Origin of the sequence: uncultured Aquabacterium sp., from assembly GCF_913773725.1 — a bacterium.
Lineage (GTDB): Bacteria > Pseudomonadota > Gammaproteobacteria > Burkholderiales > Burkholderiaceae_C > Aquabacterium.
The window spans coordinates 39684-58879 of the sequence record NZ_CAJYGK010000019.1; the positions used below are offsets into that span (position 1 = coordinate 39684).

At 69.0% G+C, this 19196-nt stretch carries 18 protein-coding genes and 1 pseudogene; 10 read left to right on the forward strand and 9 right to left on the reverse strand.

Translation table 11 applies throughout. The features are described from left to right. The first annotated feature begins 95 nt into the window (after nt 1-95). Together egtB and egtD are read left to right on the forward strand one after the other, a co-directional pair. Complete coding sequence (egtB, locus tag QZ709_RS02425) at nt 96-1376, forward strand: ergothioneine biosynthesis protein EgtB (RefSeq protein ID WP_294635775.1); 1281 nt, start codon at nt 96-98, stop codon at nt 1374-1376. Between the two features lie 126 nt (nt 1377-1502). After that, nucleotides 1503-2330: pseudogene (gene egtD, locus QZ709_RS02430) on the forward strand (L-histidine N(alpha)-methyltransferase); the annotation flags it as partial. Here egtD and QZ709_RS02435 read toward each other — a convergent pair. The 4 genes from QZ709_RS02435 to QZ709_RS02450 are packed head-to-tail and all read right to left on the reverse strand — an operon-like array spanning nt 2293 to nt 7022. Further along, nucleotides 2293-3450, reverse strand: coding sequence for an SDR family oxidoreductase (locus tag QZ709_RS02435; protein WP_294635776.1), 1158 nt, complete (start codon nt 3448-3450; stop codon nt 2293-2295). The pseudogene egtD and the gene QZ709_RS02435 overlap by 38 nt on opposite strands. Then, nucleotides 3417-4631, reverse strand: coding sequence for a glycosyltransferase family 9 protein (locus QZ709_RS02440; RefSeq protein ID WP_294635777.1), 1215 nt, complete (start codon nt 4629-4631; stop codon nt 3417-3419). The genes QZ709_RS02435 and QZ709_RS02440 overlap by 34 nt, the downstream gene beginning before the upstream one ends. Next, entirely contained in the window at nt 4612-5721 is a 1110-nt protein-coding gene (locus QZ709_RS02445) for a glycosyltransferase family 9 protein (protein ID WP_294635778.1), read from the reverse strand. Before QZ709_RS02445 ends, QZ709_RS02440 begins: the two co-directional genes overlap by 20 nt. After that, a complete protein-coding gene (locus tag QZ709_RS02450; RefSeq protein ID WP_294635779.1) occupies nt 5718-7022 on the reverse strand; it encodes a glycosyltransferase in 1305 nt (434 codons plus the stop codon). The genes QZ709_RS02445 and QZ709_RS02450 overlap by 4 nt, the downstream gene beginning before the upstream one ends. Nucleotides 7023-7182: 160 nt before the next feature. Here QZ709_RS02450 and QZ709_RS02455 point away from each other — a divergent pair, with 160 nt between their 5' ends. Next, a complete protein-coding gene (locus QZ709_RS02455) occupies nt 7183-8337 on the forward strand; it encodes a glycosyltransferase family 1 protein (protein WP_294635780.1) in 1155 nt (384 codons plus the stop codon). Next, nucleotides 8294-8902 (forward strand): phosphatase PAP2 family protein, encoded by a 609-nt coding sequence (locus QZ709_RS02460; protein WP_294635781.1) that lies wholly within the window; start codon nt 8294-8296, stop codon nt 8900-8902. The genes QZ709_RS02455 and QZ709_RS02460 overlap by 44 nt, the downstream gene beginning before the upstream one ends. Nucleotides 8903-8920: 18 nt before the next feature. Here QZ709_RS02460 and QZ709_RS02465 read toward each other — a convergent pair whose 3' ends face one another. Further along, the gene (locus tag QZ709_RS02465; RefSeq protein ID WP_294635782.1) at nt 8921-9496 is read right to left on the reverse strand and encodes a DUF2062 domain-containing protein; all 576 of its coding nucleotides are present in this window, start codon (nt 9494-9496) and stop codon (nt 8921-8923) included. Between the two features lie 222 nt (nt 9497-9718). Here QZ709_RS02465 and QZ709_RS02470 point away from each other — a divergent pair, with 222 nt between their 5' ends. Then, nucleotides 9719-9928 (forward strand): DUF3606 domain-containing protein, encoded by a 210-nt coding sequence (locus QZ709_RS02470; RefSeq protein WP_294635783.1) that lies wholly within the window; start codon nt 9719-9721, stop codon nt 9926-9928. A 104-nt stretch (nt 9929-10032) separates the two neighbouring features. Beyond that, nucleotides 10033-10491 carry a hypothetical protein gene (locus QZ709_RS02475; RefSeq protein ID WP_294635784.1) on the forward strand — a complete coding sequence of 153 codons (459 nt, stop codon included), beginning with the start codon at nt 10033-10035 and terminating at the stop codon, nt 10489-10491. 30 nt (nt 10492-10521) lie between these two features. On the opposite strand, the gene QZ709_RS02480 is transcribed toward QZ709_RS02475, so the two are convergent. After that, nucleotides 10522-11457: a LysR family transcriptional regulator gene (locus tag QZ709_RS02480; protein ID WP_294635785.1), complete on the reverse strand. Its 936-nt coding sequence runs from the start codon at nt 11455-11457 to the stop codon at nt 10522-10524. A 152-nt stretch (nt 11458-11609) separates the two neighbouring features. Between QZ709_RS02480 and QZ709_RS02485 the strand changes: the two genes are divergently transcribed. Continuing rightward, nucleotides 11610-12974, forward strand: coding sequence for an aspartate aminotransferase family protein (locus QZ709_RS02485; RefSeq protein WP_294635786.1), 1365 nt, complete (start codon nt 11610-11612; stop codon nt 12972-12974). Between the two features lie 33 nt (nt 12975-13007). Further along, nucleotides 13008-14504 carry a CoA-acylating methylmalonate-semialdehyde dehydrogenase gene (locus QZ709_RS02490; RefSeq protein ID WP_294635793.1) on the forward strand — a complete coding sequence of 499 codons (1497 nt, stop codon included), beginning with the start codon at nt 13008-13010 and terminating at the stop codon, nt 14502-14504. A gap of 24 nt (nt 14505-14528) precedes the next feature. On the opposite strand, the gene QZ709_RS02495 is transcribed toward QZ709_RS02490, so the two are convergent. Then, a complete protein-coding gene (locus QZ709_RS02495; RefSeq protein WP_294635787.1) occupies nt 14529-15119 on the reverse strand; it encodes an NAD(P)H-dependent oxidoreductase in 591 nt (196 codons plus the stop codon). Between the two features lie 75 nt (nt 15120-15194). Here QZ709_RS02495 and QZ709_RS02500 point away from each other — a divergent pair, with 75 nt between their 5' ends. Further along, complete coding sequence (locus QZ709_RS02500) at nt 15195-15833, forward strand: TetR/AcrR family transcriptional regulator (protein ID WP_294635788.1); 639 nt, start codon at nt 15195-15197, stop codon at nt 15831-15833. Between the two features lie 65 nt (nt 15834-15898). Further along, nucleotides 15899-17074, forward strand: a complete 1176-nt coding sequence (locus QZ709_RS02505) for a pyridoxal phosphate-dependent aminotransferase (protein ID WP_294635789.1) — start codon at nt 15899-15901, stop codon at nt 17072-17074. Nucleotides 17075-17087: 13 nt separating this feature from the next. On the opposite strand, the gene QZ709_RS02510 is transcribed toward QZ709_RS02505, so the two are convergent. Together QZ709_RS02510 and QZ709_RS02515 are read right to left on the reverse strand one after the other, a co-directional pair. Then, nucleotides 17088-17489 (reverse strand): DUF779 domain-containing protein, encoded by a 402-nt coding sequence (locus tag QZ709_RS02510; protein WP_294635790.1) that lies wholly within the window; start codon nt 17487-17489, stop codon nt 17088-17090. 97 nt (nt 17490-17586) lie between these two features. Further along, complete coding sequence (locus QZ709_RS02515) at nt 17587-19155, reverse strand: methyl-accepting chemotaxis protein (protein ID WP_294635791.1); 1569 nt, start codon at nt 19153-19155, stop codon at nt 17587-17589. Nucleotides 19156-19196 lie beyond the last annotated feature (41 nt).

Consider the following 19196-nt stretch of genomic DNA (forward strand, 5'->3'; position numbering starts at 1 on the left):
GAGAGGCGCACGGGCCACTGGTGTCGTGCGGGTCGGCAGGCATGGGGCTTGCCGCCGGGGGCGGCGCCTTCCGTACCGACCTCGTGCCCGTCGCCATGTCCTTTCCTGCCCACGACCTCACCGCCGCCATGCCCGCTCGCCTGCCGGACGAAGTGGCTTCCCGAGCAGCCCTTCGACGGCATTACGACACCGTCCGTCGCGAGACGCTGTCGCGCACGCGGGGCCTGACTGTCGAAGATCAGTGTGCACAGGCCATGCCAGATGCAAGCCCGACCAAGTGGCATCTGGCGCACACGACCTGGTTCTTCGAGGCCGTCGTGCTGATGCCGAACGGCTTTCATGACACCGTCCGACCGGGCTGGCATGTGCTGTTCAACTCCTACTACGAAAGCATGGGCCCCCGTCATCCCCGCCCCGAAAGAGGCCTGCTGACCCGGCCGCCGCTGGCAGACATCCTTGCCTGGCGACAGGACGTCGACCGGGCGATGCAACAGCTGATCGATGGCGTAGACGGCCGCGCGTGGCCCGAGGTCGAGCTGCTCGCACGCATTGGAATGGCCCACGAGGCGCAGCATCAGGAACTGATCCTCACCGACATCCTGGCGCTGTTCGCCCGGCACCCTCAGGAACCCGCAGTGCGCCTCGAGGCTGCGCCCGATTCGGCCCTGGGTCAGGGTGGTGTCAGCCCTGAACTCGGCTGGCACACCATGTCGCCGGGCCTGTATCGCATCGGGCACGACGGCGCTGGTCTCGCCTTTGACAACGAGGGACCGGCTCATGATGTGATGGTGCCGGGATTCGCCATGGCGAGTCGTCCCGTCAACGGAGGTGACCTGATTCACTTCATCGAGGATGGCGGCTATCAGGACCCTCAATGGTGGGCTTCCGACGGATGGGCGCTGGCTCAGGCGCAGGACTGGCAAGCACCGCTGTACTGGGCGGAGCGGGACGGTCAATGGACCACACTCGGTTTGCAGGGCCGGCAGCAGGTCGATCCGAACGAGCCTGTGGCACACCTGAGCTTCCACGAGGCGCTCGCCGTGGCCGCCTGGGCCGGCGCACGCCTGCCCACCGAAATGGAATGGGAGGTCTGGGCGAGGCAGGCCGGGCCTGAGGACTGGTGCACCCGTCCCTTGCCCCACGGCCTGGGTCGGGTGTGGGAGTGGACCCGCTCAGCCTATGAGCCATACCCAGGATACCGGCCCTGGCCGGGCGCCTTGGCTGAATACAACGCCAAGTTCATGGTCGGACAGCAGGTTCTGCGCGGCGCCAGCCATGCCACCCCCTCCTGGGAGACCCGCCCCAGTTACCGGAACTTCTTCCCTCCAACCGCCCGGTGGCAGTTCACCGGTGTCCGGTTGGCCCGCGACCTCTGAATCGCGGCCGCCAGGCCGCACATGCCCATGCCCTCTTCCGTGCTCCCCAACCGCTCTACCCTGCCCGTTCCCACCGCCGTGCGGATGCCCACGCCACAGTCCGGATCGGACGGATTTCGCCAGGCCATGCGCCTGGCGCTGAGCCGGCGGCCTCACACGATCGCGCCGGTGTTCTTCTATGACGAGCACGGATCCCGGCTGTTCGAGACCATCTGCCAGCAGCCCGAGTACTACGTCACTCGGGTGGAAATGGGTGTGCTGCAGGAGCACGCCCAGGCGATCGCGGACCGGATCGGGCCTGACGCCGAAGTGATCGAATTCGGGGCGGGGTCGAGCATCAAGTTCTGCACCCTGCTGCAGGCCCTGCGGGCCCCGCGGCGATACGTGCCCATCGACGTCTCGGGCGCGCACCTGCAAATTGAAGCGGCGGCCCTCCGTCGGGATCATCCCATGCTAGACGTGCGCCCTGTGGTGGCCGACTTCATGCAGCCCTTTCGGATGCCGCCCGGCAGAGCCCCCTCCGCACAGCGCGTGGGGCTGTGCCTCGGCTCGTCACTCGGCAACTTCGATGCGGACGAGGCAAGGGCCTTTCTGGCAATGGCCGGACGCGCCTTGGCCGGCGGCGGCCTGCTGGTGGGGATCGACCTCGTCAAGGATCCGGCGGTGCTGCATGCTGCCTACAACGATGCGGCCGGCGTGACCGCCGCCTTCAACCGCAACCTGCTCGCCAGAGCCAACCGGGAGCTTCACACCGACTTCGAGCCCGAGCGCTTCTATCACCACGCCTGCTACGTGCCCGCCCTGCAGCGGGTGGAGATGCACCTGGTGAGCACCACTCGGCAGACCGTGCACCTGGATGGCGAGGCATTCACGCTGGCCGAAGGTGAGTCGTTGCACACGGAGTGCTCGCACAAGTTCACCCTGGCCGGCTTTCGGTCGCTGTCGGAGTCGGTCGGTCTTCAGCCTGGGCCGGTGTGGCTGGATGCCCGCGGCTGGTTTGCGTTGCAGTGGCTGGACTGCCCACCGCTGACGGGATCGGATCCCTTCCCGGGCGCGCACCGCCTATCGCCGACCTGAGCAACGGGCTGGCAGACCGACCGGCGCCGGTCGTACTGTCTGGCCCTGCCGACAGCAGCGCATCGAAGTAAGCGATGGTACGGCGCAGCCCCTCCTCGAGGGCCACTTTCGGGGCCCAGCCCAGCGTCTCGCGGGCCAACGTGATGTCGGGGCAGCGCTGCATCGGGTCGTCCACCGGCAAGGGGCGCACGACGATCGGGGAGGCCGAGCCGGTCAGGCGCACGACGAGTTCGGCCAGTTCGCCGATGGTCGACTCGCACGGGTTGCCAAGGTTCATCGGCCCCGTGATCTCGTCCGGCGTGTCCATCAGCCGCATGCATCCCTCGATGAGGTCATCGCGGTAGCAGAACGAGCGGGTCTGGTTGCCATCGCCTTGCACGGTGATGGGCTGCCCCTTGAGCGCCTGCACGATGAAGTTGGACACGACCCGCCCGTCGTGCGGATGCATGCCAGGCCCGTAGGTGTTGAAGATTCGGGCCACCTTGATCTTCACGCCATGCTGGCGGTGGTAGTCGAAGAACAGCGTCTCGGCGCAGCGCTTGCCCTCGTCGTAGCAGGCCCGCGGTCCGATCGGGCTGACGTGGCCGCGGTAATGCTCGGGCTGGGGGTGCATGGTCGGATCGCCATACACCTCGCTGGTGGAGGCCTGGAAGATACGGGCCCGCAGCCGCTTGGCCAGGCCCAGCATGTTGATCGCGCCGTGGACACTGGTCTTGGTGGTGCTGACCGGGTCATGCTGGTAATGCACGGGCGAAGCCGGGCAGGCCAGGTTGTAGATCTCGTCGACCTCGACATACAGGGGAAAGGTGACGTCGTGCCGCATCAACTCGAATCGAGGATGATCGAGCAGGTGGGCGACCTGGCCGCGCCGCCCCGTGAAGAAATTGTCCACGCACAGCACCTCGTGACCCGCTTCCAGCAGGCGCTCGCACAGCGCGGTGCCGAGGAAGCCGGCGCCGCCAGTCACAAGAATGGATCGGATGGAAGGCGTGGCCATGCAGGCTCCTGTTCGTGAGGGGAATGAGGGCGCAAGCGGGGCTGGGACGCGGGATGTGGGCCCTCGGGGCGGCTCGTCTCATCCAGCAGGCTCAATGCGTGATCCACCACGTCCATCGGCCAGACGGCCATCGCACACTCGTGGGCTGTAGGGCAGCGTGCGTGCATACAAGGACGGCACGGCACATCGGCCCACAGCACGCGATGCAGGTCCGGTCGCCCCGGCGCCCATCGCGCCACCTCGGCGCCGCAACTGACGACCACGCTGGGCGTACCGAGCGCCGCGGCAATGTGGGATACCCCCGTGTCGTTGCTGACCAGCAGGCTGGCGCCTTCAATGAGCGCACCCACGGTCCACAGCGGCGTCTGACCGACGAGGTTGACGCAGCGCGACGGCCCGAGTCCCTGCAGCGCCGCCTCCACCCCTGAGACCACCTGGGCCTCGGACGCCACGCCTGTGAGCACGAGCGTGACATCGTGCGCGGCCGCCAGAGCCCGGCCCACCTGGGCAAAGCGGGCGGGCGGCCAGCGTCGCGATGGCCACTGCGCGCCGGCATGCAGGCAGATCCACGGGCGCCCTGGCTCAGCGCCATGTTCGCGCAGGAGCGCCCGCGCGGCCTCGCGGTCCGAGGGGCGCAAGGGAAAGACCGCATCGCCCGGCACGGTCTCCGCCACCGCTTCGCCGAACACGCTCAACAAGCTCGCGAGCCGCGCTGCCTCGGTGCCCTGCGTGGGCCAGGGCACCGCCAGCAAGGGCTCGGGTGGCTGAAGCGCGGGCTCGTGAAAGGCAGCCACATGCCGCGCGCCCCATCGGCTCACCAGCTCGTTCGTCAGCCGACCGGAGCCATGCAACTGAATGGCGAGGTCCCAGCATCGACCTCGCATCATGGCCAAGAATGCAGACTGCGCGAGCTCGTCAGGCGGCCCTTGCTCCGGCAGCCCCGGGTGCCCGGGAAAGGCAATGAACTCGTCCACACAGGACAGGCGTTCGACCCATTCGCGTGCCCAGGGCAGCCCGACCAGGGCGATGTGCGCGTGGGGAAAACGCTGGCGCAACGACGTCAGCGCCGGCACGGCACACAACATGTCTCCGAGCATCAACGCCCGCAGCACGGCAACACGCCGCACGGGGCCCAGCGCAGCGTCCACCAGGGCGCAGTGGTCAGCACGCGGCATGCGCATCGATGTTGTCATCTACGGTACCCGGTTGCGCCAGCAAGGCGCGCGCGGCCATGGCCACATCTCGGGGAGGCACCCCGGTCAGACACGGGTGACCCGGCTCGGGACAGACGCTTTGCAGGCAGTCCCGACACGGCACCTCCCGGCTCAGCAAGCGCCTGGGCACCAGCCATGGCGTGTGCTGCGGATTGGTCAGTGCATAGAGGCACACGACCGGGGTGCCCAATGCCGCCGCCATGTGGGCCGGTCCGCTGTTGTTGCACACCAGCAGGGAGGCCCCCTCGATCAGCGCAGCCAGCTCACCCAGCGTCAACCGGCCGCTCAGATCGACTGTGGGCCCGGCAATGGCCTCGCGCGCCAACTGCACAGCGGCCCGCTCGTCGGCACTGCCACAGAAGACGCACGTCCACCCTTCGGCCACCAGCCCCCGCATGGCTTCTCCCATCATGGCCGCCGGGTAGCGTCGGGACGCCGCGGTGGCCCCGGGGTGCACGACGATGTAGGGCCCACCCGGCACGACGCCCGCAGCCAGCAGGGCATTGCGGGCGGCCATGCGATCGGTGTCCCGGACCCCCAGTCCCAGCCTCATGGAGCTCGGCCCTGGCACACCCAGGCTGCGCACCAGGTCGATCTGCCGGAGCACCTCGTGCCGCATCCCGGGGCCCAGGGCGTCGTGGTCGCGCACCCAGTGGGACAGCAGGGCATACGGGTTCTCACGCGCGTGCGCCGCGCGGACGGGGATGCCTGCCATTCGGCACAGCAGCGCCATGGGCAGCGGGCTCTGCGTGGCGGACGTCATGATCACCGCCACGTCGATCGCTTCATTGCGAAGCCAGTTCACAAGATCCTGTTCGTCGTCGACCTCCCCGCCCGGCGCCGGCTTGACCCACGGCGCCCGGAACACCGTGACGGCATCCGCCATGTCGAGGTGGGGTGCCAGGCGGGCGCCGGCCGGCGAGGTGAGCAAAGTCACACGGGCTTCGGGGGCCGCCTCGCGCAGCGCCCGCATGGCCGGCGTGCACATCAGCACATCGCCCATGTTGTCAAGACGAACGACCAGCACATGGCGCCACGCTGCCTGAATTGCGTTCATGCGTTCACCCCGGCCGGCTGGGCTCCCAATGGACGGGGCAGGCAGCGAACCAACGTCAAGGGACGGCAATCATCGCGCGTGGCAGCGGGCCGCCTCGCGGCCTCGTAGGCTGCGAACGTGTGCTCCGCAGCCTTCGCCCAGGTGAAGAACGTGCGGGCGCGCAGCAGACAGCCCATGTCGAGCGTGGCCGCCGCACGGGGGTGCTGTGGCCAGTCCCGCAGCGCGTCCCGCAAGGCGTCCGGATGGGCGTGCCGCAGCATCCGACCCGCCGCGCCATCGGCCACCAGCGAGCGCAGTTCCTCGTCGCCCACCGCGGGCAGCACCAGCACAGGCGTGCCGCAAGCCATGGACTCCCGTGGGCACAGATGGTCCGGATCCCAGTGCGCAGCCGGCATGACGGTGACATCGGCCGCGGCACACACTGCACTGCGCAGAGCCGCTCCGCGCAGGCCACGCCACCCTTCCGGAAGGCAATGTACGCCGACGGCAGACAACGGTGCTCCATGCGAACGGGCGGGATCGCCAAGGGTCACCGTGTGCGCCGGCAATTTGTGCAGGGCGCGCAAAAAGGGCAGGTAAGCCGGCGGCGCCTCACGCCCGGATGTCGCCCAGACGTCCGAAGCCCCCTGCCCCCACAGCACGAGCAGGCCATCGGGGGGAAGACCCAGCGACAGCCGCAGGGCACCCCGCGCACGGGGTCTGAACTGGGTGGTGTCACAGCCGTGCGACACCACACGTGTGCGGCCTTGCAAGGCCCCGAAACGCTGGACAAGTCGCTCCCGCTGCGCCTCGCTGCGGCACAGCACGGCATCGGCCCGCCGCGCCAGCACGGAAGCAATCCCGGCCAGCGCCCCCTGGCAGACACCCGCCCCCGGAGACCAGACCAACGGCAACACGCGCCCCGCCGTCAGGCGCAGGCCAGCCAGCCCCGCCAGGGCGCCCCAGGCGTGGACCACATCACAAGGCCACACCTGCAACGCGGCGCGCTTGATGGCGTCGGCAAACGCCATCACGGTCTGACTGAGTCGACCGTGGTGGTCGAGCGGCCAGGGCCCGGGCAAGGCCACACGGTGAATGCGCACACCCGCCTGAACGTCTTCGCAAGAGGCTTGGGCGGCCGACGTCCGGACCCGGTAGATGTCGACAGCATGCCCCTGTCGGGCGAGCGCGGCCGCCAGGGGCAGCACCGCCTCGTGACCCTCCTCGTGACGGAAGCCGTGCGCGCCCCCCTCACCCGGCTCGGGAATGTCGATCATCGCCACGCGCCGGCAGGCGGGCTTGCGAGGAAGAGAGGTGGACATGGCGACCTTCGCGATGGGATGGGGTGGCCCGCCGCGGCAAGCACCGTGCCCAGCCGGCGTACCCGGGCCGTCGGCAATCGAGGCAATCACAACAAGGCGCGCCGCGGGCACGCGCCTTGCCCGTTTCGGGCCCCTCGCTGCCGACCGGAGGACTCCCACCGTGCGCCTTGTCTACGTCACCGAAACCTACCCGCCGGAAATCAACGGCGTGGCGCTGACCGTGCAGCGCGCTGTCAGCCACCTTCGGCGGCAAGGACATGATCTGACCCTGGTACGCCCGCAGCAACGGGACGAGGGCCCGCTGGACTCCCGGCATGAATGGCGCACGGCCGGCCTGCCCCTGCCCATGTACCCCGATCTTCGCTTCGGTCTGGCATGGCCCGGTCAGTGGCGCGAACGTCTCCTGCAATGGCGCCCGGAACTGGTCCACCTGGCCACCCCCGGGCCGCTCGCTTGGGCGGCCTTGCATGCCGCACGGGCACTGGACATCCCCGTCACGGCCGAGTTCCGCACGAACTTCCACCTGTACAGCGCCCACTACGGGCTGTCTTGGCTGTCCCCCGTGGTGCTGCGTGTGCTGCGGGCGTTTCACGGCCGTGCGCAGCGCAACTATGTGCCCACGCACCTGGCTCGGCGGGAGTTGGCCCGGGCCGGTTTTTCGCAGATGGAGGTGATCGGCCGGGGGGTGGACACCGAACGCTTCCACCCGCGCCACCGCTGCGACTGGCTGCGCGAACAGCTGGCCCCCCCCGATGCCCCCTTGCTGCTGTATGTGGGCCGACTGGCGGCAGAAAAGAACGTCGAACTGGCCCTCCAGGCCTACGACGTGGTCCGCGCCGGGATGCCACGCGCCGGCATGGTGGTGGTCGGCGACGGCCCGATGCGGCGCAGCCTGCAGGCCCGCTATCCGCAGGTCCGCTTTGTCGGCATGCAGACTGGCGAAGCCCTTTCACGCTACTACGCGGCGGCCGACCTCTTTCTCTTTCCCTCGCTGAGCGACACCTTCGGCAACGTCGTGCTCGAAGCGCTGGCCAGCGGGGTGCCGGTCGTTGCCTTCGACCTGGGCGCTGCTGGCGAGCTGGTGCAAGGTTCGGGCGCCGGGCGGGTGATTCCCAACGGGCAACCCGAACAGTTCATCACTGCCACCTGCGCCCTGGCCTGGCAACACCGTCATGCTGGCCTGCAGCGCGAGCGCGCCCGCGCGCTCGCACTGAACGCACGGTGGGATCAGGTTCTGAGCCGGTTCGAACACAGCCTGCTGGAGGTCGCCCATGGCCATGATGCCCCCCGAGCCCGACAAGCCCGCGCCGCCTGAGTGGACGCCCTGGCTCACAGCCCGCCTGCTGTGGCCGTGGCTGTGCCGTGGCGGTGTCACGTGCCAGGAATGGGAACGTGCCTGCGCCCTATGGCTGCACCGGGCCACGGTGAGACCGTCGGTGCTGATCGTGATGCAGCTGATCAGTCGCCTTTCGGACGGGCTCATCTGGTACCTGACCTTCCCGGCGCTGTGGCTGTGGGGCGGTCCAAGTGGCCTGCACTGCATGCTGCGTCTGGCTGGCATGAGCGGGGTCAACCTGATCGTCTACAAGGCGCTCAAGCAAGGCACCGGACGCCCCCGCCCCTTTCGCAGCTGCCCGGGCATCCGCGTGTGTGCGCGTGCGCTGGACGAGTTCAGCTTTCCCAGCGGGCACACGCTGCACGCCGTGGCCTTCGCGGTGATGCTATCGACCTACTACCCTGTGCTGACCTGGCCGTTGGGCGTCTTCGCCGGGCTCGTGGCCTTGTCTCGCGTGGTGCTGGGCCTGCATTACCCGAGCGACGTCCTCATCGGCGCGCTCATCGGGGCGGTGTCCGCGTGGGCGACGCTGAATCTGTTCTGACCCGTCAACCGGCAGGGATCACATGGGACTGACACGCTGCGCCGCGGCCTTCAGTCGACGGCGCCGACGCAAGCGAACGCGCAACCACCATCCCCACGACACCAGCAGGTAAGTCAGCAGACCGACACCGCAGGCCAGTACAGCCAGGCCCAGCACCAACGGCTTGCCGACGCCGGCCAGCTGAGCCCGGGTCCGCGCCCACCAGCCGAGGTCTTCATCCGCAGTGTCCGGCGCTGTGCCGGTCGGCACGGCAGGCGGCGCCTCCTCGGCATCGACCTCTTCCCCCAGCATCGCCTTGCCCAGTCGCCACGCCCCGTAGTACACAGGCCCGAACGTGACGGGATTGGTGACGAGCGTGCTGCCCACGGCAGCGGGCAGATTGGCGCGCAACAGCACGGCGGCCGCCGCGCTCACCGGGATCTGCGCCACCGGGATCAGCAGACCGAAGAAGATGCCCAGCGCCATGCCGAGGGACAGACCCCGCCGGCTCAGGCGCCACAACTGTGGCTGCGTCAGAGCAGGGCCGAGCCACCGCAACCAACGGTGGCCCTGAAGGGCTTCAGGTGTGGGCAGATAGCGTGACAGGAGCGACATCGGCAGAGAAAACGGACGGCGGCGAACACCGCCACCATGACAACGAGGATAGCGCGCCCGTTGCGACCGCGTGCGAGGAAATCTCCCACACCCTGTTGCCATCGGGCGCAATCGGTCGCTTGCATTTACGTCCCTTTACCTGGCCCCCGCGCCCACCCACAGGCGAGACCGGCACGCGGGTTGCCCATCCGGTACGGACCCACTGCCATACAGGAGGACGCCATGCCCGATCCCGCACAGCAAGCCGCAGACGACCCCTACTCCCATGCCCGGGTGGACATGAGCGACGCCGCCTCGATCGCCCACTGGGCGGAAGCCCTGGGACTGACGAACGAGGCCCTGGAAGGCGCCGTGATGGCGGTGGGGCCGCGGGTGGACCGCATCAAGGACTACCTTACCGGGGGGATGGCAGCCGACCAGGAAGGGGGGTGAACGGCCCTCCGCGGACCCCGTTCAGAGCCGGGGATGCCGGCGGGATCAGCACGCATCCAGCCGAGTTGTGGTATCAATGCTGCATTGCAGCAACCCTTGATGCCATGCCGGTCACTTCCGCGCGGCGTATTCAGGTCGCACAGCAGTTCGTCCGCTTCGGCTTTGGCGAACATGTCGACGAGAACGCGCCCTTTTACTCCGCCGATTTCCTCACGCAGGAGCTCACCACCACCGAAGTCCAGGCGGTGTTGTCCATCGTGCCGCGCTACAACGCCTTTTCCGGGGTGAACGTGGCCGGCGGCACGGAGCGCTTTCGTGGCCGGGTCCGAGGGTGGAAGTTCGGGCGCTCGGCGTCGGCGCCCATCCTGGTCGTCACGTTGCCCGACTGGAGCCACCAGGCCGAAGAGCAGCCTCTTGGCGCCCCGCTGGGCCGCCCGATCGACGAGGGGCAGCATGCGGCCATCGTCGCCGAACTGCAAGACACATTCGAGCACCAACTCGACGCCCATCGCTTCGGCCCGCACCCCAGCTGGGGCAATGCCTACGCCGCGTGGTGGGCCTGAAGCCCCCTTCCCGGGGGGCCACCCTGCATCTCAGACCGCGGCCGACGCCACCCCGTGCGCCTCGGCCAGCGCGGTCATGAAGGCCTCCGTCACGCGCGAGGGGTGCGCGGCCCGCCTCTGGATGGCCACGAAGCGCACCTCATAGCGGCACTCCGGATGATCGATCCGCTGCACCAGGCCCTGCTGCTCGAACGGGGCGGCGTAATGGTCGGGCAGGAAACCCAGGTAGCACCCTGACAGGATCAGCGTCGCGATGCCCTCCTGGTCGCTGGCCACGGCCCGCCGCCGCAGCTGGAAGCGGTGCGTGGCATCCATATTGGGTGAGTGGAACGCCAGGCCCGCATAGTCGTAATCCTGCAGTTCCTGCCAGTCGAGCGCGCCGTGGTCGGCGCCGAACAGCGGATGCTGGCGGCCGCAGTACAGGTACATCTGTTCGTCGAACAGCGGCGCGTAACGCAGGCTGTCGGAGCGATGGTGGTCCGGCGCCACCCCGACGTGCACGCGGCCGTCCATCACCGCCGCCTCGATCTCACCCAGCGTGGCCACCGTCAGCTCCAGCGACACGGCCGGCGCCTGGCGCCGGAACGCCCGGATGGCCTGGCCGATGCGGGCCTGTGGGTTGGTCACGGTCTTGTCGAACAACGCGATGTGCAGCTGGCCAACCAGTTCGGCATGCATGTCGCGCACGTCTTCGCGAAATGCGTCCATCGCCCCCAGGAGGCGCTGCGCCCCGTCGTACACCCGCTGGCCATCGGCCGTGAGCGCAAACCCCGCACGTCCCCGGCGGCACAGCACCAACCCCAGGCGGGTCTCCAGGTCCTTCAGATGGCGGCTGATGGTCGAGCGGCCGATGTTGAGCTCGAGCTCGGCCGCCGCGAGCCCCCCACAGGCCACCACGGCCCGGAAGATCCGCAACAGGCGCAACTCGGCATCGCCCACCTGCCCCAGCAAGGCTTTCTTGACCATGAAAGTTTCAATCCATTGAACCTGAACATCGAAAGATGTCTATTTATTAGAACAGAAGGGCTGACCAGAATCGGTTTCATCCAGGCACGTGCACCGGGCCACCCTGCCCGCCAGCCCGTCCCCTCTGTCTGCCCAGCCTTCGGAAGCCCGCCATGGACCTCAGCGACCTGCCTTCTGCCACCCAGCCCGCCTCGCGCCCTCACCACCCGACCGAGGCCCAGTTGCGCGCGCACTGGATGCCCTACACGGCCAACCGCCAGTTCAAGCAGGACCCGCGGCTGCTGGTGGCCGCCCAGGGCTGCCACTACACCGATGCCGACGGCCGCCAGGTGTTCGACGGCCTTTCGGGCCTGTGGACCTGCGGCCTGGGCCACGCCCGCGCCGAGATCAGCGAGGCCGTGGCCCGACAGATCGCCACGTTGGACTACGCACCCGCCTTCCAGTTCGGTCACCCGCTGTCGTTCCAGTTGGCCGAGCGCGTGGTGGGCCTGCTGCCCGACGGGCTGAACCATGTGTTCTTCGTCGGCTCGGGCTCGGAAGCGGCCGACACGTCGCTGAAGATGGCGCGGGCGTACTGGCGCATGAAGGGCCAGCCCAGCAAAACCCGCTTCATCGGCCGCCTCAAGGGCTACCACGGCGTGAACTTTGGCGGCATCAGCGTCGGCGGCATCGGCGGCAACCGCAAGCTCTATGGTGAAGGCCTGCAGTGCGACCACCTGCCCCACACCCTGCTGCCGGGCAATGCGTTCAGCCGCGGCATGCCCGACGAAGGTGCCCATCTGGCCGACGAGCTGCTGGAGTTGATCGGCCTGCATGATGCGTCGAACATCGCCGCCGTCATCGTCGAACCCTTCTCGGGCTCGGCCGGCGTCATCGTGCCGCCCAAAGGCTACCTGCAGCGCCTGCGCGAGATCTGCACGCAGCACAACATCCTGCTGATCTTCGACGAGGTGATCACCGGCTTTGGCCGCGCGGGTGCCTGGACGGGCGCCGAGGCCTTTGGCGTGACACCCGACATCCTGAACTTTGCCAAGCAGGTGACCAACGGCGCCGTGCCGATGGGCGGGGTGGCCGCGCGCAGCGAGGTGTACGACACCTTCATGGTCGCCGGTGGCGTCGAGCACGCCATCGAGTTCCCGCATGGCTACACCTACTCGGCCCACCCGGTGGCCTGCGCCGCAGCGCTCGCCACACTGGACGTGCTGGAGCGGGAAGACGGCCCCGGCCGCGTGCGGGCCCTGGCGCCCCACTTCGAACAGGCCGTGCACAGCTTGAAGGGCCGCCCGCACATCAAGGACATCCGCAACATTGGGCTGGCCGCCGGCTTCACGATCGCCCCCCGCGATGGCGACCCGACACGCCGCCCGTTCGAGATCGCCATGCACTGCTGGCGCCAGGGCTTCTACGTGCGCTTCGGCGGCGACACAATCCAGCTGGCGCCCCCCTTCATCAGCACGCCGGCCCAGATCGACGACCTGGTGGCGGCCCTGGGCGAGGCCCTGGACGCCACCGCCTGACCTCCCGTGTTTTCACCTCGCCACCGCCGCACCATGCAGACCATCGGACACTTCATCAACGGCCAGCACGTCGCCGACACGGCCTGCACCCAGCCCGTCTACGACCCGGCCCTGGGCGCCCCCACCCGGCAGGTCGCGCTCGCCTCGACCGCCACCGTGCAATCGGCCATCGCCGCGGCCGAAGCCGCGTTCCCGGCCTGGCGCGAAACGCCGCCGTCCAAGCGCGCGCGCATCATGTTCCGCTTCAAGCAGCTGCTCGAAGAACGGGCCGACCAACTGTGTGCGCTGATCACCGCCGAGCACGGCAAGGTGCTGAGCGACGCGCTGGGCGAGCTGCAGCGCGGCATCGAGAACGTCGAGTTCGCCTGCTATGCGCCCGAACTGCTCAAGGGCGAGCACAGCAAGAACGTGGGCCCGGCCATCGACTCGTGGAGCGAGTTCCAGCCGCTGGGCGTGGTGGCCGGCATCACGCCGTTCAACTTCCCCGCCATGGTGCCGCTGTGGATGTGGCCGCTGGCCGTTGTGTGCGGCAACACCTTCGTGCTCAAGCCGTCCGAGAAGACGCCCTCGTCGACGCTGTTCCTGGCCGAACTGGCCAAGGAAGCCGGCCTGCCCGATGGCGTGCTCAACATCGTCAACGGCGACAAGGAAGCGGTCGATGCCCTGATCGACAGCCCCGTGGTGCAGGCCATCAGCTTCGTGGGCTCCACGCCGATCGCCGAGTCCATCTACACCCGCGGTTGCGCCACCGGCAAGCGCGTGCAGGCCCTGGGCGGCGCCAAGAACCACGCCGTGGTCATGCCGGATGCCGACCTGGACAACGCCGTGTCGGCGCTGATGGGCGCGGCCTTTGGCTCATGCGGTGAGCGATGCATGGCCATCCCCGTGGTCGTGGCCGTGGGCGATGCGGTGGGCGATGCCCTGGCCGAACGCCTGACCGCGGCGTTGAAGCAGATGAAGGTCGGCCCCGGCACCGAGCCAGGCAACGACATGGGCCCGCTCGTCACGCAGGCCCACTTCGAGAAGGTCAAGGGCTACGTCGACGCGGGCGTGGCCGAAGGCGCCACGCTGGTGGTCGATGGGCGCCAGACCCGCATCGCCAGCGCACCGGAAGGCTTTTTCCTGGGCGGCTGCCTGTTCGACCACGTCAAGCCCGGCATGACGATCTACCGCGACGAGATCTTCGGCCCCGTGCTGAGCATCGTGCGCGTGGGCTCGCTGGACGAGGCCATGGCCCTGATCGACGCCCACGAGTACGGCAACGGCACCTGCCTGTTCACGCGCGACGGCGAGGCCGCCCGCTACTTCACCGACCGCATCAAGGTCGGCATGGTGGGCGTGAACGTGCCCCTGCCGGTGCCGGTGTCCTTCCACAGCTTCGGCGGCTGGAAGCGCTCGCTCTTCGGCGACCTGAGCGCCTACGGCCCCGATGGTGTGCGCTTCTACACCCGCCGCAAGACCATCACCCAACGCTGGCCCTCCTCCGGCATCCGAGAGAAGGCGGTGTTCACCTTCCCGAGCAACCAGTGACGCGACGGCAGGCGGCGCGCGGGCTCACCCCCCTGCGGCAGCCCGCCCCATGCGGTGGGCTTCGGCCACCCACGCTGCCCGTTGTTCAGGCGTGGCCGTCTTCACCGGGCCCCATTGGCGGACCTGCTGGCAGCGCACGCCGCAGAACGACAGCACCTGGTTGCGCACCACGCGGCGGCCGGGTCGGCCGTAGACCAGCGTGTCCCACAGCGGCGGGGTGTCCGAGGTGATGATGACGTCGGCGCTCCGCCCCGTCAGCAGCTTGTCCCACAGCAGCCCCTTGTCGCGGTACTTGAAACCGAAGCCGGGCACCAGCGCGCGGTCGAGCACGGCCTTGGCCTGCGCCGGCATGGCGCCCCACCAGTAGGGGTGCACCCACAGCATGTGCTCGCACCAGGTAGTGGCCTCCTGCCACGCCTGCAGGGAAGGCTCCAGCGGCGGGTTCGGCGCCCCGTAGCCTGCAAAGCCTCCCACATCGAAGGCCATTTCGGACAGCTTGAGCAGGCGGACGTCTGCCCCCTCGTCGCGTGCGCCGTCGGCATACGCCTGCGCCAGCCCCTCACACAGAGATCCCGCCCGCGGATGGGCAGCCCAGACAAACACACGCCGTGCCATGCTCGACCCCAATACGTGACAACCCATCACGTTTACGAACGTGACTCTCCGTCAGCTTTGTGCGAAAGTCAAGCCATGGTCGAGTCGTTCACTTGTGCTCCCGCACGCCCCCTGCCTGTTCAGGCCCGCAGCCGCGCCCGCGTCGAGCGTGTGCTGGACGCCACCACCGCCCTCATCGAAGCGCACGGCGTGGACGCCGTCGCCATCAGCGACATCGCAGCCCGCTCGGGCGTGACGCCGGCCTCCATCTACCGCTACTTTCCCGACAAGATCGCCATCATCGCCACGCTGGCCGAGCGCCACAGCGCGCACAGCCGGGCCTGCGTCGAAGCGGGGTTCGACACCGTGCGGTCGCCCGACGACCTGGTGCCCGCCGCGCAAGCCATGTTGCTGGGTTACCAGGGCGTCTTCGACCACGTGCCGGGCGCACGGGCCATCTGGCAGGCCACCCAGGCGGATCCGCGCCTGCAGGCCCTGGACCGCGATGAGGTGGAGGCCCACGCCCGCACCATCGCGCGCGCCGTGAGCCGGGCTCTGCCCCAGGTCGACGCCGACGAGGCCCTGGCAATGGGGCGCCTGGTGACCGGCATCGTGGGGGCGGCCGTGCGCGGCGCAGCGGCCCTGCCACCCGAGGAAGGACTTCACCTGATCACCCTGTGCCGTGATGTGGTCCTGCCGCCCACCTTGACGCAGTTCGTGGCGCGCGTCCGCTGACGCCAGGGACAATATCGGTTTCGTCCCGTTTCACCTGAGCCTCGGGCTCAGCCGTGCTCTCCGCCATGCGTTTTTCTCATCGCGCCAACGCCATCCGCCCCTTTCTGGCCATGGAGTTCGGCAAACACGCCGCCGAACTCGAGGCGGCCGGCCACCGTGTGATCAAGCTCAACCTGGGCGAGCCCGATTTCGGCGCGCCGCCTGCCGTGCTGGCCGAGCTGGCCCGAATCGCGCGTGACACCGCCCTGCCCTACACCGGCGCCCTGGGGCTGCCGGCCCTGCGCGAGGCCATTGCCGGCTTCTACCGTCGGGCGCACGGCATCGAGGTGCCGGCGCACCGCGTGGTCGTGACGGCCGGGGCCTCGGCGGCCTTGCTGCTGGTCACGGCAGCGCTGGTCGATCCGGGTGACGAGGTGCTGGTCGGCGATCCGTCCTACCCCTGCAACCGCCAGTTCCTCAGCGGTTTCGGGGCCGATGTGCGGCTGGTGCCCACCGACGCTGCGGCCCGCTTCCAGCTGGACCTGGCCGCCGTCCAGCGGCACTGGAGCGCGCGCACGCGCGGGCTGATGATCGCCACGCCGTCCAACCCGACCGGCACGTCCGTGCCCGCCGAGGAACTGGCCGCCATCTGCGACTGGGCACGCGCCCGCGGAGCCTGGCGCATCGTCGACGAGATCTACCTCAACCTGAGCGATGCCGACGCCCAGGGCCGACCCGCCCAGACCGTGCTGGCCTGCGACCCGGATGCGGTCGTGATCAACAGCTTCTCGAAGTACTTCGGAATGACCGGCTGGCGGCTGGGCTGGGCCATCGTGCCCGAGGCCATGGTGCCGGTGATGGAGCGCCTGGCGCAGAACTACTACATCTGCCCGTCGACGCCGTCCCAGCTGGCGGCGCTGGCCTGCTTCACACCCGAATCCATCGCGGTGTGCGAGGAACGGCGCACCGAGTTCGCCGCGCGGCGCGCCCTGGTGCTGGCGGGGCTGGCCGCGGCCGGCCTGCATGTGCCGGTGCAGCCCGATGGCGCCTTCTATGTCTACATCGACGTCAGCCGCACCGGGCTCGACGCCATGGCCTTCTGCCAACGCGCGCTGCAGGAAGCCCATGTGGCCCTGACGCCCGGCCACGACTTCGGACACTGCAGTGCCGCGTCGCATGTGCGGCTGTCGTATGCCGCCTCACGGGCCGATCTTCAGGAAGGCCTGCAACGGCTGGCGCGCTTCGTCGCCTCGCTGGGCTGACGAAACGGCCAACTCACCACAGCGGGTGGGCGGCCAGCCAGGCCGATTCCTCGTCGTTCCACAAGCGGGTCTGCGCCTTGAAGTGCAGGCCATGCGCATCCTCGAGCGAGAACGTACCCAGGCTGCCCTGTCCCACATCCAGGATCAGCTGCGTGCCCTGCATGTATTCGGCCTGCGTGCGGCCGGCATAGAAGGGCGCGCCGGCCACCGTGCCCAGCTGGATGTCCTCCTTGGTCAGCGGCATCTCGCCCGGGCCGTAGCACATCGGGGTGCTGCCGTCGCAGCAGCCGTGCGACTGGTAGAAGAACACGTCACCGTGCGCTTCGCGCAGGCGGGCGATCAGGGCCTGGGCGGCCTCGGTGGCCACCACGCGCTGTACGTTGGTGATCGGGGTGTCGGTGCCTGCTGCGCCCATGTCCTGCTCCTCGTGTCTGGCCTGCGGTGCGGGGGCACACGCCCCCACGCGGAACCAGAGTATGCCACACGAGGCCCTGGCGTGCGGCCCTGCGGCCTCAGGCGGCCAGCCGGAACACGCTGACAGCCTGAACCAGGTGCTGCGCCTGCTGGCTCAGGCTCTCTGCCGCGGCCGCGCTTTCCTCGACCAGGGCGGCGTTCTGCTGCGTCACCTGATCCAGTTGCGTCACCGCCTGGCCGACCTGACCGATGCCGGTGCTCTGTTCCTGGGTCGCCGAACTGATTTCGTTGATCAGCTCGCTGACCCGGCGGACCTGCGCCATGACATCGTTCATCGTGCGGCCGGCCTGGTCAACCTGGTTGCTACCGGCTTCCACCTTCTCGACGCTGTCGTGGATCAGCGTGCGGATCTCGCGAGCGGCCTGGGCACTGCGCTGCGCCAGGCTGCGCACTTCACCGGCGACGACGGCAAAGCCTCGGCCCTGCTCGCCGGCACGGGCGGCTTCCACCGCAGCGTTCAGCGCCAAGATGTTGGTCTGGAAGGCGATGCCGTCGATCACACCGATGATCTCGCCGATCTGGCGGCTCGAGGCCGTGATGTCCGTCATCGTGGCCACGACACGCGCCACCGCCTCGCCCCCGGCAGCCGCAGCCCCGCTGGCGGCCGTGGCCAGCGCCGAGGCCTTCTGTGCCGTGTCGGCGTTGTGCGCCACGGTGCCCGTCAGCTGCTCCATCGACGCGGCTGTCTGCTGCAGGTTGCTGGCCTGCTCCTCCGTGCGCTGGCTCAGATCCAGGTTGCCCGTGGCGATCTGGCCCGACGCGGTCGCGATGCTGTCGCTGCTGGTGCGCACCTGTCCGACCAGTCGGCGCAGCGCTGCCTGCATGTCGGCCATCGCCATCACGATGCTGCCCGGTCGCGCCTGGCGCAGATCGATGTCGGTGCCCAGATTGCCCGATGCAATGTCACCAGCCAGCGCAGCCACCTCGGCAGGCTCCCCGCCCAGCTGCCGGGTCAGGCCCCGGGTCAGCACGATGCCGATGCCCACGCCCAGCACGGCAGACAGCGTCGTGAGCCCGAGCAGCAAGGCGGCCACCGACCGGTACATGGATTCCCCGTCCCGGGCGGCTTGCTGGCCTTGCTGCTCCTTCATGCGGGTCAGCTCGGTGAGCCGCTCGTCCAGCGCCTGGTTGGCCTGCCGCACAGTGCGGTCCAAGGCGGCCAGTTCCGCGTCCGCCTCTTGCAGGCGGGCCGGCGTGGCGGCAGCCATGTAGGCCATCGTGGCCGTTCGCCAGGCGGTGGCCATGTCGGCCACTTCGGCCACCAAGGCACGCCCGCGGTCGGTGTAGAACCGAATGCGGGCCTCTCCGAACCAGTGGTCGAAGTCCTGCAGGGCCTTGTCCACCACCTGTCGCGCAGCGGCACGATCCTGGTCGTTCTGGGCCAGCGCCAGGCGAGCCCGGGCGCGGCCCACATAGATCAGGTTGATGTTCGCTTCCTTGAGGTGGGAGATGCCGAGCAGCTCCTTGTCATAGAGGGTCTGGCTCTGCTCATTGAGCCGGGCCAATCCATGGATGCCGACGCCCGCCACGCCAGCGCCGAGCAGGATCACGGACAAGAACCCGGCAATCAGGCGGGTTCCCAGACGGAATTGAGAAAACAGGGCCACGTGGCGCTCCTTCCAACTTTGTAAGAGGGGGGACGCCGCAC